16 protein-coding genes are annotated in these 16,542 nt (G+C 36.2%); 6 read left to right on the top strand and 10 right to left on the bottom strand.

Going from position 1 to position 16,542, the window contains the following annotated elements; translation table 11 throughout:
* The first annotated feature begins 275 nt into the window (after nt 1–275).
* Nucleotides 276–1,004, top strand: a complete 729-nt coding sequence (locus ACKVQX_RS02940; protein WP_409135996.1) for a WecB/TagA/CpsF family glycosyltransferase — start codon at nt 276–278, stop codon at nt 1,002–1,004.
* Between the two features lie 714 nt (nt 1,005–1,718).
* Here the strand turns inward: ACKVQX_RS02940 and ACKVQX_RS02945 are convergent.
* Entirely contained in the window at nt 1,719–4,430 is a 2,712-nt protein-coding gene (locus ACKVQX_RS02945) for an Ig-like domain-containing protein (RefSeq protein ID WP_409135997.1), read from the bottom strand.
* 719 nt (nt 4,431–5,149) lie between these two features.
* On the opposite strand from ACKVQX_RS02945, the gene ACKVQX_RS02950 reads away from it, so the two are divergent.
* Nucleotides 5,150–6,751, top strand: a complete 1,602-nt coding sequence (locus ACKVQX_RS02950; RefSeq protein WP_409135998.1) for a tetratricopeptide repeat protein — start codon at nt 5,150–5,152, stop codon at nt 6,749–6,751.
* Between the two features lie 40 nt (nt 6,752–6,791).
* On the opposite strand, the gene ACKVQX_RS02955 is transcribed toward ACKVQX_RS02950, so the two are convergent.
* The gene (locus ACKVQX_RS02955) at nt 6,792–7,082 is read right to left on the bottom strand and encodes a DUF2653 family protein (RefSeq protein ID WP_068455658.1); all 291 of its coding nucleotides are present in this window, start codon (nt 7,080–7,082) and stop codon (nt 6,792–6,794) included.
* Nucleotides 7,070–7,522 carry a hypothetical protein gene (locus ACKVQX_RS02960; protein WP_068455661.1) on the bottom strand — a complete coding sequence of 151 codons (453 nt, stop codon included), beginning with the start codon at nt 7,520–7,522 and terminating at the stop codon, nt 7,070–7,072. The genes ACKVQX_RS02955 and ACKVQX_RS02960 overlap by 13 nt, the downstream gene beginning before the upstream one ends.
* A 213-nt stretch (nt 7,523–7,735) precedes the next feature.
* Here ACKVQX_RS02960 and ACKVQX_RS02965 point away from each other — a divergent pair, with 213 nt between their 5' ends.
* Nucleotides 7,736–8,137 carry a PaaI family thioesterase gene (locus tag ACKVQX_RS02965; protein WP_141274932.1) on the top strand — a complete coding sequence of 134 codons (402 nt, stop codon included), beginning with the start codon at nt 7,736–7,738 and terminating at the stop codon, nt 8,135–8,137.
* Nucleotides 8,138–8,215: 78 nt separating this feature from the next.
* The gene (locus ACKVQX_RS02970) at nt 8,216–8,623 is read left to right on the top strand and encodes a PaaI family thioesterase (protein WP_409135999.1); all 408 of its coding nucleotides are present in this window, start codon (nt 8,216–8,218) and stop codon (nt 8,621–8,623) included.
* Here ACKVQX_RS02970 and ACKVQX_RS02975 read toward each other — a convergent pair.
* Complete coding sequence (locus ACKVQX_RS02975) at nt 8,620–10,005, bottom strand: S41 family peptidase (protein WP_409136000.1); 1,386 nt, start codon at nt 10,003–10,005, stop codon at nt 8,620–8,622. The genes ACKVQX_RS02970 and ACKVQX_RS02975 overlap by 4 nt on opposite strands.
* A 108-nt stretch (nt 10,006–10,113) precedes the next feature.
* On the opposite strand from ACKVQX_RS02975, the gene ACKVQX_RS02980 reads away from it, so the two are divergent.
* Nucleotides 10,114–10,443 carry a hypothetical protein gene (locus tag ACKVQX_RS02980; protein ID WP_068455671.1) on the top strand — a complete coding sequence of 110 codons (330 nt, stop codon included), beginning with the start codon at nt 10,114–10,116 and terminating at the stop codon, nt 10,441–10,443.
* 69 nt (nt 10,444–10,512) lie between these two features.
* On the opposite strand, the gene ACKVQX_RS02985 is transcribed toward ACKVQX_RS02980, so the two are convergent.
* From ACKVQX_RS02985 to ACKVQX_RS03010, 6 genes are all read right to left on the bottom strand, one after another.
* Nucleotides 10,513–11,136, bottom strand: coding sequence for a hypothetical protein (locus ACKVQX_RS02985; RefSeq protein ID WP_368634558.1), 624 nt, complete (start codon nt 11,134–11,136; stop codon nt 10,513–10,515).
* Nucleotides 11,137–11,264: 128 nt separating this feature from the next.
* Nucleotides 11,265–11,696, bottom strand: coding sequence for a universal stress protein (locus ACKVQX_RS02990; RefSeq protein ID WP_068457549.1), 432 nt, complete (start codon nt 11,694–11,696; stop codon nt 11,265–11,267).
* 68 nt (nt 11,697–11,764) lie between these two features.
* The gene (locus ACKVQX_RS02995) at nt 11,765–12,376 is read right to left on the bottom strand and encodes a DUF1643 domain-containing protein (protein WP_409136001.1); all 612 of its coding nucleotides are present in this window, start codon (nt 12,374–12,376) and stop codon (nt 11,765–11,767) included.
* Between the two features lie 119 nt (nt 12,377–12,495).
* Nucleotides 12,496–13,113, bottom strand: coding sequence for a LysE family translocator (locus ACKVQX_RS03000; RefSeq protein ID WP_087682296.1), 618 nt, complete (start codon nt 13,111–13,113; stop codon nt 12,496–12,498).
* 587 nt (nt 13,114–13,700) lie between these two features.
* Nucleotides 13,701–15,146 (bottom strand): sodium/pantothenate symporter, encoded by a 1,446-nt coding sequence (panF, locus tag ACKVQX_RS03005; RefSeq protein WP_285215860.1) that lies wholly within the window; start codon nt 15,144–15,146, stop codon nt 13,701–13,703.
* Entirely contained in the window at nt 15,146–15,403 is a 258-nt protein-coding gene (locus ACKVQX_RS03010) for a YhdT family protein (protein WP_068455689.1), read from the bottom strand. The genes panF and ACKVQX_RS03010 overlap by 1 nt, the downstream gene beginning before the upstream one ends.
* 129 nt (nt 15,404–15,532) lie before the next feature.
* Here ACKVQX_RS03010 and ACKVQX_RS03015 point away from each other — a divergent pair, with 129 nt between their 5' ends.
* Complete coding sequence (locus ACKVQX_RS03015) at nt 15,533–16,465, top strand: LysR substrate-binding domain-containing protein (protein ID WP_409136002.1); 933 nt, start codon at nt 15,533–15,535, stop codon at nt 16,463–16,465.
* Nucleotides 16,466–16,542: the final 77 nt, after the last annotated feature.

The following is a 16,542-nucleotide window of genomic DNA, read 5'->3' on the forward strand; positions in this document are numbered from 1 at the left end:
TCTTATTATATTGTCTACCATATTAACGGATGAACATATTAAAAAGTTTCATCGATATATGGCTGTTTTCACAAAGCATATCATATCACATTCTTTTTAGAAAATTAATGTGTCAATGTAATGAAATTTTTGGCACAAACTATGTCTATAGTGTGAATTTAATAATCATCCCTTAAAATCCATATTATTCCTAATTATTTTATCGGTTTATACATTCTTTTCTTTACATTTTCTTATATAATGAAATGGACTAAACTCGAAGGAATGAACAACTCGTGAATAAAGTAAACATTTTAAATATACCCATTACGAATACAACAAAAGCACAATTTTCAAAAAAAATGATGATTTTGTTAGAAAAACAAAAACGTCCCATTCAAATTGTCACAGCCAACCCAGAAATTATCATGTTAGCTAAAGAAAATCCTACATATGAAGGCTATTTACGTGCGAGCGATCATGTTATAGCAGACGGAATTGGTGTTGTTATGGGCGCAAAGATGCTCGGCACACCTCTCCAAGAACGCATTGCCGGTTATGAATTATTACTTGAATTTTTATCGCTAGCAGATGTTGAAAAACACCGCTTTTATTTTTACGGTGGTAAACCAGGGGTTGCTCAAAAAGCAGCTGAAGAAGCAAAAAAACGTTTTCCAAATGCCAAAATTGTCGGTGTTTCTGACGGCTATGGTGGCGATGGCGACGGCGTTCAAGTAGCTGAAAAAATTGCTGAATTAAAACCAACTCACATCTTTGTTGCGCTTGGTGCACCCAAACAAGAAGAATGGATTGCAGAGCATGCTCAACGCTTCCAGCACGCCATTATGATGGGTGTAGGCGGTAGCTTTGATGTTCTATCAGGACAAGTCAATCGTGCGCCAGAACTCTTTATACGCCTTAATTTAGAGTGGTTTTATCGCCTGATCACACAACCAACTCGTGCTAAACGTATGTTGAAAATCCCACAATTTTTACTCGCCGTACAGCGTGAAAAAAGAAAATAAATTGGAACCAGAACAGTGAACGGACTGTTCTGGTTTTTTAATTTGAGTCGGGTGTTAGGGACTTGAATTGACTAGACTTGTGCGAATTCGAACATTCGTGTGGCGAAACGGGACATTCGCTTAGGTTGTTGGGTCATTCGTTGTTCGATTCGGGTCATTCGCTCGTCCAAACGGGACATTCGAGGGCGAAAACGGGTCACTCGCCCGAAAAACCTAAATTGCTCCATTTAAGCACTTTCTTCAAGGCATTTGAGTAATAGGAAGGGACTTGAGTTGACTATGATAGTGCGAATTCGAACATTCGCCTGGCGAAACAGGTCATTCGCTTAGGTTGTTGGGTCACTCGCCGTTCGATTCGGGTCACTCGCCCGCCCAAACGGAACATTCGAGGGCGAAATTGGTTCACTCGCACGAACAACCTTAATTGCTCCCTCTCCGTACTTTCTTCAAGGCTTTTGAGTAATTCAAGAGAACTTAAATTGACTATGATAGTGCGAATTCGAACATTCGTGTGGCGAAACGGGACATTCGATTTGGTTGTTGGGTCATTCGTTGTTCAATTCGGGTCATTAGAGGGCGAAAACGGGTCACTCGCCCCTTCTCACACTATGAAGCCATTTTTTCCAAAAACCAAAAAGTAGGAATCGCACGTGGCGATTCCTACTGTTGTTATGTGTGAACACATAAAGTTTGGGTTATTAACTTGCGTTTGAATTATTTTGTTGCAGTAATTTTTGTGCCGCCAACAACTTTGTTAGTTGCTGCATCTGCACCTGTAGTTACTTCTACTGTTTCAACTACTACTGAATCTGCTGCTAAGATATCTGCTGCTTGAGTATTTGCTGTGAATACATATTTACCTGCGTCTGCACCTTTACCTGCAGCTACTGCTCCTGCGATCACTGTTGGAGTACCGCCTTTAGTAGCTGTTACTTTAACATCACCATCAACTAAAGCTGTTGCTAATTCTTCAGATAATGTCATTGTAATTGTACCGTCTGCATTGATTTTAGCTGCTGTTAATTCAGGAGCTACTGCATCTTTAAATGTTACTTCTGCAGTTGTTACGATTTCTTTTACAGCGTTACCTTTAATATCTTTGATACCTGTAATTGTGAATACACCTTTAGCATCTTTAGCAAATGCTGATTTTGGTAATGTCACTGTTACGTTAGCTGTTTTAGCTGCGCCAGTTGCATCAGTTGTAATTTTTGTACCTGATGGTAATGCTTTACCTGCAAATGTGTAGTTCGCTACATCTAAAATGCTTGCGAAGTCTAAATTATTTAATGCATCTGTTACTGTGTAAGTTAAAGTATATGCTCCTGCATTGCCTTGCTCTGCTGTGATAGCTGGTGCTACTTTATCTTCTGCTTCAACTACTTCTTCTTTCGGAGTTGTAATTGTTTTTGTGAATGCTGCTACTTCGTTGTTTGCTGCATCTTTGAATGTACCTTTTGCTGCATTGAACTCATATGTTTTCTCTGCATCTAAAGCTGGTACTGTTACAGTTACAGTTTTACCATCGATTACTGCTTTGCTACTTAAGTCAATTTCTTCTGTAGAACCGATGTATCCAGTCGATGCATTCTTCTCAAAGTAAGTTACTTTCGCGCTAGCGCCTAATACTACTTCTTCATCGTATGAAAGTACTAATTTACCTTCTTTGAATTCAGAAGAAACTAGTGTTGGTGCAGTTGTATCTGCTTCGAATTTCACTGATTGTGTGAATGCTGCAGATTTGTTTTTAGCGTTATCTAAAACTAAACCTTCTTGTGCATATAACATACCTGTGAATGTGTGATCTTTATCGTATGCTGCTTTAGCTGCTACACCTGCAGTATCTGAACCAAATTCTACTGTGTATGTTACAGATTTTTTATCTTCAGAAATTGAAGAGTAAGTTAATGAAGCTACTTTTGTACCGTTTGCTGATACATATGTTTTAGCTGCATCAATTACTTGGTTTGTTACTTCTTTATCGTATGCAACTGTTACAGTTAAACCTTTAGTTGTTACGTTTGTAACGACTGGTGCTACTGCATCTGCTGCTACAACTTGAGTTGTTACTGTAGCTGGGTTTGGATCGATTGTGTTACCAGCGATATCTTTTACATTTGTTAATTTAACTTCTACTGCTTCACCAGCTTTTAATGCTTTTGTGAAAGTTAAGATTAACTCATCTTTGTTAGTACCTTGTGATACTGTTGCTGCTTCGCCATTTACGTAAGCGATGCCTGCAGTTTGTACTGTTTCTGAGAATTTAACAGTTACTTTATTAGTAGTTGTTGCATCGATTGTAGCGATTGCTGATGATGCTGAAGCAATTACTGGTGCTACTGTATCTTTGTAGTTTAATACTGTTACATATTTAGGTGTAGATACTTTCTCGTCTGCTTTTGTTACGATTGCAGGTACTTCAACTGTTGCATCTTTAGCTTCGATTGCATCTTCTGTTGTGAAAGTTAATGTACGACCATCTTCAGATAGTTTACCAGCTGTTAAACTAGTTGCACCAACTTTTACTGTTGCTGCTTCTGCAGATTTTTTATCTACTGCTTTGTTGAATTTCACAACAAATGTTGTACCGTTTACTGCTTCAACTGAAGCAACTTTAGCGCCTACTTCGATACCTTTTTCGATTGCTACTTCTTTACCTTCGATAGTGAATGTACCGTTAGCAAGTTCTGCATCGTTGTACCATTTACCGTCGAATTCTTTGATGCCTTCGTTTACTTTAACGCCATCGTATAATTTACCATCAAAGATTACTAATTTATCGTTTTGTTTAGCGCCATCGTATAATTTACCTTCGAATAGTGCTAATTCAGTGTTTAATACTGCATCTTTGTAAAGGTTTTCGTTGTATAATTTGTAGCCTTTGTTTAATTTACCAGCTACATATAATTTATCAGCGTAAAGACCTGTAGATACAACTTTTTTACCTTTTACGTAGTAAGCACCGTTATAAGTACCAGTAGTTACTTTTTTCACGCCGTTTACATAGTAAGCGCCTTTGTAAGTTCCAGTAGCTACTTTACCATCTTTGTAGTATTTAGAAGCGTAAAGACCTGTAGATACTTTTTTAACACCTTTTACGTAGTAAGCTTTGTTATAAGTACCAGTAGTTACTTTTTTAACGCCTTTTACGTAGTAAACGCCTTTGTAAGTACCAGTCGCTTTTTTACCAGCTTTGTAGTAAGTTTTGCCTTTTAAACCAGTAAGTTTTTTACCGTTTTTGTAAACAGTTGATTTGTAAGTTACATAACCTTTAACTACTTTACCTGATTTAGCGTAAACTAATTTACCAGACTTGATTTTGTATTTGCTTGCTGCAGATGCATCCGTAGTTGCTACTGCTGATGTTACAACTGAAGCACCTAATGCTAGGGCTGCTGCAGTTTTAATTAATTTAAAGTTACCCATAATTGAAAATCTCCTTTTTAGTCACAAATGTTATTTATTCGTAATACACTCGAGTGCATGAGAATAATCCTAAACAATATCCTACATAAGTCCTTCATGTATCACTTATTGACTACTATATCACATCATTTCTTATTTTTTTAGCCTTTTTCTAAATTTATTACTAAAATATAGAATAATAATTTATTTTACCTAGTAATTTGATGATAATTATCATTAAATTACTATTTTATTTGTTTTTTATAATTTATTTTACTATTTTCTGAAAATTAATCATAAAATTACGATACTTTTCTACTTTTTATCAAAAAAATAACATTCGACATAATTATTACCTATAACAAGTACTTTCGAATCTAATAATTGGTATATTTTATTAAAATTTATGATAAATAAAGCTCTTTATTTACAAAATAATCAAATAAGGACTAATGAACCAGTCATTATTCGACAGACTTCGACTTTAAATTGTATTTTTTCACTTATGAATCAAGTCATTGTTTTTTAATGATTTCGCAATATATCCATTTAATTACAATTTTATAGCTTACTTCAGAAATTTATCAAAAAAGATATTACATTCTTTTAACAAAAACACTTAATATTACCTATCAGTTACAGGTTCCTTAAAATTTATTACAATTCACTATTCTGTAAAAATGTTACTGGGAATTATGTTTTAATTGTATTGATTGTATTTTGAAAGGAGTGAATCCTTCATGGATTCGAAAGCATTACAAGCAGAATTATGTAGCATGATTCAGCAAGACCCTGTAAAACCATCTGCACATCAATACATAGAATTGGCTAAACAAATAAAAGGAAAAAATTATTCACGCCTTTTAAAGGAAGGTTTACAACATTATCCGTGTAACCATGAAATTCGTTCCTTATTAAAGGCTAAAAATGAAAAGACTTTTGTACTTCGTAAAATGATAAAAAAAATGATTGGTAAAAAAGCTGCGTCTCGTTTTTTCTATGAAAGCTGTATCAATTACTTGTTAAATATAGAAGAAAAGGAATTAGCTAAAAAAATTGCCATACTTGGAATTGAGCAGAACAAAAAAAATAGCCCTTATCTTCGTTTTGTTACGAAAAAAGCTATGCAAATCTTTGATTGGAAATGGGCTTCACAATTATTCCCCTTGTTACATGATCAAGAAGTAACTACCACATCACTATATGATTATTCCGTTTGTTTACAATTACTTGGACAAAAGGAAGAATCAAAACAACTCGTTGAAACGATAAGAAATGAGAATCCTGAAGAATATAGTAAGTTATTTAAAGACTCCTACCGAAAATATATTATTTTTAATAATGGTAAATCACGTATCGAACTATACAAACACCAAATACCTAATGAACGTGTTGTCGCAACATTTGATACGATTGATAAAACATGGCATGATATACCGTTCTCATTTAACTTAATTAAAAAGAATGACATGGACTTAGTTGCCTTACGCCGCGACCACGTGCGTAACTTTCACCAAGATTTATCTCGAGAAGATTATATCGACTCTACTTCACCTGTTTTCTCTACATATGAAGATAAGTTTGCTTATGGAACGAGTTTAGGTGGCTATGCTGCATTATACTTTGGTTCCCTTATATCAGATATTCGTATTTTAGCGATGGCTCCTAGAAACTCTGCTAATCCAGATTATGGTGCGCGTACCATCGTTGTAAAAGAGCCTTTTAAACATATTTCTCCACATCCTGTTTCACATAACCCAAATATTACGATTGTATATGATCCGCAAAATTTAGTAGATGAACCATATATCAAACATGAAATTTTGCCGTCTTATCCAAAAGCACGTATTTTAAAGATTCCGTATGCTGGACATCGCGTACCTCGTTTTTTAGCACAAACGAAACAATTAAAGCCACTTGTTATGAACTTTTTACAAAAGAAACCGTTAAAAGAAATCGAACGTGGCGCATTGCGTAAAAAATCGTCTGAGTACTATTGGGTCGTTTCTGATTATTGCTTACAAAAAAATCATGCCAAATGGGCACTTGATTTTGCGCAACATGCAAAAGAGATGATGCCTGATTTCGACCGTCCTTATGTATCAATCAGTAAAGCTTTAGTAGCTCTTAAAAGATTCAATGAAGCAATTAAATTTTCAAAAGAGGCTTACGATAAATTCCCTAAAGAATATAAATTTGCGATTCTATTAGCAGAAGCTTATATAGCAAATGGGAATCGCGAGGCTGCCATTAGCGTATTAGAAGAATTCAGTTCACGTAAACAAGTTGCAAAAGTTAAAAAAATGTTAAGTAAATTAAAAAAAGATCTTATTCCCGTATAAAAAAGAACCTCAGATTTTAAAATCTGAGGTTCTTTACTGTCTATTCTGCTGCGTATGCAATGATTCCTTGCTCGTCATCCAGTTCAAGTCGAATACTTGTTGAGAATGGATTCATGTTTAAGTAATCTTCTACCCAAACACGAAGCGCTGAAATCATATTACCTTCTTTATACAGTGTTGACATGCCATTTGAGAATGCTTCTGCTTCAAAACCTAATTCGTCGTCATACATTAACTCTACTTCAACATCTTCAGGAATGATATTTTTCTCGCGTGCATGATATAAACAAATTGAGTTAATTACGTCTTGTTCTGGGATTACGATTTCCATGCTTTACGATCCTCTTCTTCTTTATCACGTTTGTTGTTACGGAACATTGATACGATTTTAGCGATTAACATAATAACGACTAAAATCGCGATTACGTTTACTAATAATCCTAAAATATTACCCATAGCACCCATACCTGATAATAAACCACCGAATAGTAAACCTGCTAAACCACCAAGCATTAAGCCTTTCATTAGGCCGCCTTTGTTACTTTTTTGCGCTGCTGATTGGTTTGTTGTTTTGTTGTTTGTTGTATTTGATTTATTTTGTACGTTTGAGTTTGTGTTGTTATTTGATGGACTTTTGCTGACATTAAAGCCGCTTTTGCCTGATTTATAGCCACGCGCATCTGCTGTTAATGGTTGAGTTGATGATAGAACTGGTCCTACCGCAGCGAATGTTAATGTCGCTACAAAAAGTGCTGCAATTATTTTTTTCAATTGAAAAAAACCTCCTATAATATGTTTAACACTATCATATCATGAAATATATACTTTCCGAAATAATATGTATGGTTCCGTTTTCAATAATTGTCGAAATTTTGTCAAAACACTTTTTATCCCAATTTAATGGGAAAAATCATTTTTATATAGCAATTTAATGTATTGTTTACTATGATTAATAGTAAGCTTATTTATTCAGGAGGAATTCTTTTGACAACGAAACTTTCAATTCAACAACGTTTTGAAGCACTTGATCTTTGGCATAAAGTTGGTTTTCAATTCGTCAAAGCTGAAAACGGTTACGCTGAGATTCATTTACCATTTAAAAAAGAAATTGAAAATACAAGCGGAACATTACATGGTGGTATTATCATGATGGCACTCGATAATGTAATGGGAATGGCAACGATGTCTGTTGGTTTTGATAATGTCCTAACGATTCAGATGGAAACGCGCTTTATTCGTCAAGGCGATGAAGGTATTCAAAAAATCACAGGTCAGGTCATCGAAAAAACACGTTCAACAGTTATTGTAGAAGGACGTATTCACAATCCAGCTGGTGAATTGGTAGCACTTTGTACAGCTACATTCAAAGGCATTATCGAAAAATAAATACGATGAAAAAAGGAGAAATCTGAGCGAGATTTCTCCTTTTACTATATAATTATACAAAAATTGGAGGTTTTACAGATGAATCGACTCGACTTTTTATTAGAGCAAGGAATCAAAGCATCACCTTCTGAAAGTTTACTTCATGTCACATTTAAAGAAGCCAATGAAGGACAATCTACTTGTCACTGGCAGATTACACCGGAACAATTAAATGGCAATGGTACGGTACTTGGTGGCTTTATTACTGCAGCCGCCGATATTGGCATGGCTTACGCTTTACTCAGTGTCGTAAAACCTAATATTGGCTTCACGAGTATATCCATTCAATCAACCTATCATCGCCCTGGTACAGTTGGTGAAGCAGAAATTCGTACAATCGTTAAGAAGTTAGGCAAGACGATTGCCTATGTGGAGTCAGAAGTATATCAGCGTAATCGTGTTATTGCGACGATTACTTCATCACTGATGCTTATTAAAGCATCTTAATTTCCAACGCGCATATAGGTGTACGTCGATTTACCTGTTGTTGGCTTTATTTTCACATAATACGTTGAGCCTTTTTTCAATGTCGTTTTCGGTTGAATAACGAGTTGTTGAGAGGCTCTTTTTACGGTTACTTTTTGTGTCGTGTCACCAATTTGCATGACATAGACTTTGGCGTTTTTCAATTTCGACCATGACAGTGTTTTAGACGGTTTAACAGTCATCGTTTGCTTGTTGTAAGACATGACATAGCTATTCGTTTTTACACTATTTTTCGCGAGAGCCTTTTGAAGTAATGCTTTATGACTCGTCTGTACTTCTGCTCCAACTACTGTTTTAACATTTGGTGTAACACCTACGCGATGAATCTTTGTAAATCCTGTTCCGGTTGTTGGACCGAAAAATTCTGCCATTGTTAATTTTAAATAGCCCTTATTATTTTTAAGTGGGAATAAGCCTTGTTGCACGCCTTTTCCATAGGTTTTTTGTCCGTAAACTGTCCCTAATTTTTGCCCCTTTACGGCTGCAGCTGTCATTTCTGAAGCACTTGCGGAATGCTGATTTACAAGAACCGCTACAGAACCATTAAATTGCTTTTTTTGTTTAACAGGTGGCTGATAGTAATAGGTTTTGTCCTTTGCGAATTTAATATAGTATGCGCACTTTGCCTTTTTAAACATACCAATTACTTTTTCAGCTGCTTCTACATCGCCTCCAGGATTACCACGTAAATCGAGAATCCAGCTATTCACATCTTTTAATTTCGCCATATGATTTTGTAAGTCACGCGCACTATTCGATGCAAAACTATTAAGACGAATGTAACCAACACCTCCTGCCAGTCGCTTCGTTTCAACATTTGGTACATTTAGTTTTTGGCGTTTCATTGTGTACGACTTCGTGTGATTCGTTTTTGGGTTCAAAACTGTTATCGTTACATTCGTGTTCACCTTACCTGCTAATAAGGCAATAGCTTGTTCATACTTCATTCCTTTTAAATTTTTGTTATTTACCTTTGTGATAATATGTCCTTTTTGAATCCCCTGTTTTTTAGCTGGCGAATTGGCAACGACTTCTGTAATTTTTAATCCTTTTGTATGGGCTAGCACTGTAACGCCTACTCCGACATAATTCATTTCGATACTATTGATGAATTGTTTCATTTGCGCAGATGTTAAATATTCTGAGTATGGATCGAGTTTACTCATTAATTGTTTAATTGTTTTTGCTTGTTGTAGCGTTTTGTCTGATACACCAGGATAGTAGACTTGTTTGACAATATTTTTGACCTCTGTAAGTGGCTCAGCCGCCTGTGCTGTAGGTGTTATGATGAACCCAATCCCCAAGAATACCGTTGTAAAGCTAGTTAAAAATTTCTTTTTCATTCAATCCCTCCGCTCTTTTCATGTAACGATTTTGACAAAAAATTTACTTAGTAATAGCTATTCCTATGCTATGATAGTATAGAATGCTAGTATGAAAGGTTTGAATCGATGAGAAAACTTTCAAATTTAGGGGCTATTTTTGTCCTAACAACCCTACTTGCTGCTTGTGGTTCTATTTCTTTAAATGGAAAGTATACAGCAAGAACTGATGACCACTCAATTGAAATGGACTTCAATGAAGATGCTAATCTTCTTACATTAAAAGATGGACAACATGAAACGATTAGTGAATACACCATTAAAGAAGGACAACTTCTGTTAAATGACAAACCGACTTATACAATTGTTGAAACAAATGCTAATACATATGAACTCTATCGAATTCAAGAGGATGGAACTATTAGCGACGAAGTGTCTTATACATTACAAAAGAAATAAAACATAAAAAACGATCTAAATAGGTTCTTCCCTTTTTCTTTACAGCGAACCAATTTAGATTGTTTTCTTTTAAAAAAGTAGATATATTTTTTGAAAAATCATCAGGTGTTCTAAGCGATAAAAAGTAGCTTCATCATAATGTTTTTTTAAATAATATTGTTGATTTGCACGATAAATTGGATCTATATCAAATCGCTCCCAATCTATTACATGATTAAGAAAATACCATGCATAAAAAAGACAGGCTAATTCAACTAATTTTTGATATGTATGTGCTTTTAAAGGTGTAATTTGATGTTGCTTTAGACAAAAACCTAGCCACATCTTCCATTCGCCATGTTCAAATGTAGATAGCTGTTTATGCATGTCGAATACATCTGGTAACATTGCAATCCATTCTTGGACTTGATGTTGAATCAAAAAATTTTTTCGTCTCTCCTTTTCATCTATAATCTTCTGCTCAATGTGAATAATTCCTTGTTTAAATTGTGTATAGAGTTTTAGAAAACATTCTTGTTCTTTTTCATACGTATATAATTGATATTCCTCTGTATAATTTTCACTTATGTATGAAACTTCTAATAAATTACCTAATCTACATAGTATATTCGATAAATCAAGTTCTCTTTTATACAAATCTTTTTGAAATATTACATCATACGATTCAAAACCAATAAACCACGTTTTCTTCATCTAAACACCCCTTCGGAATAGATCTTTTTTCCATATTATAGTACTTAATTCATATTAAAACAACTAATTTATGGAATAAAATGAGCGTTAAGGTTCAAAAAAAAGAGGCTGATTAATGGCCTCTTTCTTCACTGATGACGTATAACTAATACGTCACATTCTGCTGTGCGAACAATATTTTCTGAAACGCTTCCTAAAAGAAAACGAGCTGTCTTGCTAAGTCCAGATGCTCCACAAATAATTAAATCTGCGTTTACACGACGAGAAATCTCATGTGTAATCATTGTTCTTGGAGAACCTGCTTCCACAATAATATTTACATCTTCAATGTCTGCTAGTTCTGCTTCATTATAACTATCCATTAAACTTTTTGAGAATACCTCTGCCTCTTGTTGAAGCTTCTCTGCATTATGCGCTTCAATGTTCGCCCATGTACGTGTATCAATTATATTCACGATATACAGTTTTGCTTTATTCATTTTGGCAAGTACTACTGCACGATCTAGTGCTTTCTTTGCATTTTCGGAGCCATCCATTGCGATAATAATATTTTTATACATAGTCACACGATCTCCTCCTTAAATTAATGTATTCATTTTAACATTTTTTACCACGAAAAACAGCTATTCTATTGAAAACGAAGTACTAAGCAACCATCTTCTATCCAAAGTTCAGACACATGTTGTAAACCTTTAATTTTTCCTTCTCTTGGATGATGCGGATGATTGTCCCATGTCAGTAAAGATTTCTGTCCCTCAATCTCAAAAACATAACAGTGATTTGTCTTATGAAACACACGAATTAGATGAACAATATCACGAATACATGTATGATAGTGTGCCTCAGAAAAACCATCTGGTAAGCTCCCCCAGGCTAAAATAATTTCATCGGCGTCTTTAATTGCTAATTTAATCATATGCAAATTTTGTTTAATAATACTAAAATCGCGCATATTCTGCCCCTTCATGTGTTCATCTAGTTGATGAATATGATTTTCTCGAAAAGGGAATAAATTAACAATATTAACTTTACCTGCTTTATTAGGAAAATAGTGGATAACTTTTTGTACAACAGGATCTGCTAATGCTTCTTCTGTAGTTGTTGGATTTAACATAATAACTGTAACAGACTTATCCACTTCTGGATCACGAATAGCTTTTAAAAGATATCGTTCTTCTTCATTATCTGAATAATACGTAACCCCTTGATATTCTCCCACATTCAACGCCACTTTCTTCATATAGAGCATTCCCCCTTTATAAAATGAATTATACAATATTCGCCAAAACACTACTTACTTTTTTACTACATCTCTTTCCTATACCCATAAAAAAAAGACCTCAATAGTTATTTGAGGACTTAATTTGTTTTTTCTAATGCTAAGCGAAGACCAAATAGTAATAAGACGATGCCTGTACAGCCTTGAATTGACTTTTGTACAGTTGGTCTTTTGAGCCATTTCGAAAACACATCAATTAAATAAACATATAATAAAAACCAAATAATCGTCATCACCGCATAGATGATTCCCATCACTGCAAACTGTAACATATGGTTATAATTTGGCTGCACAAATTGTGGCAAGAACGTTAAAAAGAATACAGCTACTTTCGGGTTAGATGCACATGTAATGAAGCCTTGTAAGAAAAAGGATTTTTCTTTCCCTTTTACGACGATTTCTTCCTCTGTCGGCGGATTTTTTAATGTGCGCAATGCACTAAAACCGATATAAATTAAATAAGCTGCACCTATGTATTTTAATATAGTAAATAATGTTGCCGACTGCATTAGTAGAGCCGATAATCCAAGAACTGCAGCACTTGTATGAATAAGTAAACCCGAAACTGATCCCATAACGGTCTTAAAACCTGCTTTTTGTCCATACATAATCGAATTTTGAATGACCAAACTAGAGTCTGGTCCCGGCAAAATTATGAGTAAAAAAGACATCAATAAAAATGTCCCAAGGATCGCCATTTCCAACACTCCTTCTATTTTTTTCATCATCATACCATATATTTTTCGAGCAAAACGCTATTTGAGAAAAGTAGTTCACTTGTTAGTTTGATAACGTTTTAGCATGGTAAAACATGAAATATGCTCCTTTCGGAGAGCGGTGATTCCCTTTCGCGCGCGAGTTTGTCCCTTTCAATTGCGACGATTCCCTTTCGCGCGCGAGTTTGTCCCTTTCAATGGCGGGGATTCCCTTTCGCGCGCGGATTTGTCCCTTTCAACGGCGGGGATTCCCTTTCAATTGCCAAGATTACCTTTCAGCGGTGATGAAATTAGGGCACTCGCTCCCTGATTCAGGACATTCGAGGGCGGAAACGGGGCACTCGCCTAACAGACTAAATTGCTCACTCCCCGCACTTTCTTCAAGGCTTTTGAGTAATAGAAGGGGACTTGAATTGACTAGGCTTGTGTGAATTCGAACATTCGACCGGCGAAACGGGACATTCGAGGACGGAAACGGGACATTCGCCCCCTGATTCGGAACATTCGAGGGCGAAAACGGAGCACTCGCACAAAAAAGCAGCATGCAAAATCGCATACTGCTTCAACTATTAAATATATTGTGGTGCTTCTTTGATTTTGTGATGTGTAAGTAGGCTAACAATCACGAATGTAATCAGACCACATACAATTGGGAATGTAATACTGTGTACACCAAAGATATTTGGTGAGAATTGGGTAATGGCGATATAGAGAACGACTCCGACAAGCATGGAAGCCATCGCACCAAACTTATTCGCCTTCTTCCAATAGAGACCGAGAACGATTGGCCATACGAATACGGCTTCCAGTCCACCGAATGCGAATAGATTTAACCACACAATAATTTCTGGTGGATTTAGTGACATAATCACGACTAAAATCCCTACAACTGCTGTAATGATGAAACTCGTCTTTTTCACATGTTCATCACTTGAATCAGGCTTAATGTAATGTAGATAAATATCTTTTACGATTGTCGAACTAACCATCATGAGTAGTGCATTGACCGTCGACATAATCGCTGCCATTGGTGCAGCAAGTACAATTCCTGCGACGAATGGTGGTAGAACGTTCATCGTTAAAGCTGGCATCACTTTATCGCCTAGCTCGATTCCTGGTAAAACAGCGCGACCGAAAATCCCAACTAAGTGCATGCCGAACATGATGGTTGCGATTCCAATTGTACCAATTAAGATGGCACGATGCATACCGCGTGAATTTTTATAACTCATCGCACGTACAGCGATTTGCGGTAGACCAATAACACCGACACCGACAAGTATCCAGAAGGACGACACGTAGGCTGGTGAGTAGGCATGACCGACACCGAATGGCGATACGAGTTCCGCATTTTCTTTTACTAAATCACTCATAATATTGTCAATCCCGCCGCCTGCGATGACTACGCCGACTAATAGAATGATTGTACCAATGACCATGATCGTTCCTTGTAATGCATCCGTTAATGCAACTGCTCGGAAACCACCGATGACCACATAGACTAACACGACAACTGCGAAAATGAATAGCGCTGTTGTATATTTCATACCAGTTAGCGACTCAATTAGACGTGCGCCCCCTACCCACTGTGCGACCATCGAAGCGAATAAGAAAATAATAATGCTGATTGCTGATAAAATAACGACGGCGTTACTGTTGTAGCGTGCACGTAAAAAGTCGATGAGTGTAATTGATTTGAATTTGCGTGTAACAATCGCAAATTTTTTCCCTAAAATCATTAAAACAAAATAACCTGCTGGCAGTTGTGCAAGTGCAAGCAACACCCAACCAAGTCCTGTATTATAGGCAACACCTGGACCACTAATGAAAGATGAAGCACTTCCATATGTCGCCATCATCGTCATGGCTAGTAGGAACCCGCCCATTTCACGTCCACCTAAGAAATATTCAGATAGGAACGAATCTGATTTTGTAACGAATTTATTTGACCAAAAACCAATTCCAAAAATAATGACAACAAAAATGGCTAATGGCAGAATGACCGACCACTGCATTATTCTTCTTCCTCCTCAAAATCAACCTCTTTAAAGAAGAACTTGATTACAAAATAAATTAGGATAATCATAAACACAGTTCCTGCGATACAACTATAGAAGAACCATGCTGGGAAACCGAGAACATATGTATATTTTTCTGGATCGCCACTACCAAGCCCATACGCAAAACCGTACCAGATGGCGAAGTTGACGATCACAAGCCCAATCCCCATTAATGCTTCTCGATTCGCAATGCGATATCGATTATTTTTCATGTGGAAACACTCCTTTTTTGAAAATGGAAAACGTTTTCTCTCAATTTAGTGTAAATAACTTTTTAGTTAATGTAAATTTCATTATAATTAACATTAATTCAGTATTCTTAAACTAAGGGGTGGTTTTCAATGACATTTGAACAATTAAAATACATTGTAACCGTAGAAAAATTCGGAACGTTAAAGGACGCAGCCGAACATCTACATATTACCTTGTCTGCACTCAGTCAAGGTTTGAACAAGATTGAAGCGGAACTTGGACTTACATTATTTCAGCGCAATCGCACAGGTTCGACGATCACAAAAGAAGGGCGCATTATTGTGGCGCAGGCAAAAAAAATCTTATTCGCACTCGACGATTTATATGAATCTGCTGAAGTGTTACAAAATAAATTGACGGGCACATTAAAGGTCGCATCCATTCCAGGACCGTTCTTCCAACTTTTTGCGACAGCGCAGCAGATGAAATCCATCTATCCTGACATCAACATTCAAATTCGTGAACAAAACTCACAGACGATGTTGGAAGAATTGAAAAGCGAAAAAGTCGATATTGCACTCGCTGTTTACAACCATGAAGACTTAGAAAAATACCCTGACCTCGCCTTCACGAAGATTCAAGACTGTGAGGTGTTCATTGTCGCACATAAAGATTCCCCTGTCATTCAAGGAGGCAAGGTTGTGACGGAAGAACTTGGTGAACAGCCTGTCATTCTATTCGACGATAAAATCGTGATTGCGACGATGAATGAGATGAAGCGCGTCTTCGGACGAAATGATATCGTCATTAGTGTGAACAATCCGCATATCGTTCAGCAATATGTGGAAGAGAATAAAGCATACACAATCGGACTCGACTTAACCTTTAATCATTCACAACGATTCATGCAAGATATGTCTTCTGTGAAAATCGACTTTTTAACAGAGATTCCAACAACGCATTCATTCGGGATTGTGACAAAATCCAATCGCCATGAAACACAGTTGATGAAAGAATTTGCCTATCGCTTGAAGAAAGATTTCCAAGAACAGCAACCCAACTTAATCGAAATTTCATTGTAGTTAAGTTTCGGTTAAGTAAAAGTTTTCCAAGGTGGCAGGTGAGATTGGAAGTTGGTACATTCGCTGCTCGATTCGGG

Source organism: Kurthia sp. ISK08, from assembly GCF_046159805.1.
GTDB lineage: Bacteria > Bacillota > Bacilli > Bacillales_A > Planococcaceae > Kurthia > Kurthia gibsonii.

What these genes read in the sequence shown, in the direction of transcription:
- ACKVQX_RS02970 (WP_409135999.1), top strand. Translation starts at nt 8,216, where the DNA reads ATGAATCGACTCGACTTTTTATTAGAGCAAGGAATCAAAGCATCACCT.
- ACKVQX_RS03015 (WP_409136002.1), top strand. Translation starts at nt 15,533, where the DNA reads ATGACATTTGAACAATTAAAATACATTGTAACCGTAGAAAAATTCGGA.
- ACKVQX_RS02955 (WP_068455658.1), bottom strand. Translation starts at nt 7,082, where the DNA reads ATGGAAATCGTAATCCCAGAACAAGACGTAATTAACTCAATTTGTTTA.
- ACKVQX_RS02985 (WP_368634558.1), bottom strand. Translation starts at nt 11,136, where the DNA reads ATGAAGAAAACGTGGTTTATTGGTTTTGAATCGTATGATGTAATATTT.
- ACKVQX_RS02990 (WP_068457549.1), bottom strand. Translation starts at nt 11,696, where the DNA reads ATGTATAAAAATATTATTATCGCAATGGATGGCTCCGAAAATGCAAAG.
- ACKVQX_RS03010 (WP_068455689.1), bottom strand. Translation starts at nt 15,403, where the DNA reads ATGAAAAATAATCGATATCGCATTGCGAATCGAGAAGCATTAATGGGG.
- ACKVQX_RS03000 (WP_087682296.1), bottom strand. Translation starts at nt 13,113, where the DNA reads ATGGCGATCCTTGGGACATTTTTATTGATGTCTTTTTTACTCATAATT.
- ACKVQX_RS02980 (WP_068455671.1), top strand. Translation starts at nt 10,114, where the DNA reads ATGAGAAAACTTTCAAATTTAGGGGCTATTTTTGTCCTAACAACCCTA.
- ACKVQX_RS02945 (WP_409135997.1), bottom strand. Translation starts at nt 4,430, where the DNA reads ATGGGTAACTTTAAATTAATTAAAACTGCAGCAGCCCTAGCATTAGGT.
- ACKVQX_RS02975 (WP_409136000.1), bottom strand. Translation starts at nt 10,005, where the DNA reads ATGAAAAAGAAATTTTTAACTAGCTTTACAACGGTATTCTTGGGGATT.
- ACKVQX_RS02950 (WP_409135998.1), top strand. Translation starts at nt 5,150, where the DNA reads ATGGATTCGAAAGCATTACAAGCAGAATTATGTAGCATGATTCAGCAA.
- panF (WP_285215860.1), bottom strand. Translation starts at nt 15,146, where the DNA reads ATGCAGTGGTCGGTCATTCTGCCATTAGCCATTTTTGTTGTCATTATT.
- ACKVQX_RS02995 (WP_409136001.1), bottom strand. Translation starts at nt 12,376, where the DNA reads ATGAAGAAAGTGGCGTTGAATGTGGGAGAATATCAAGGGGTTACGTAT.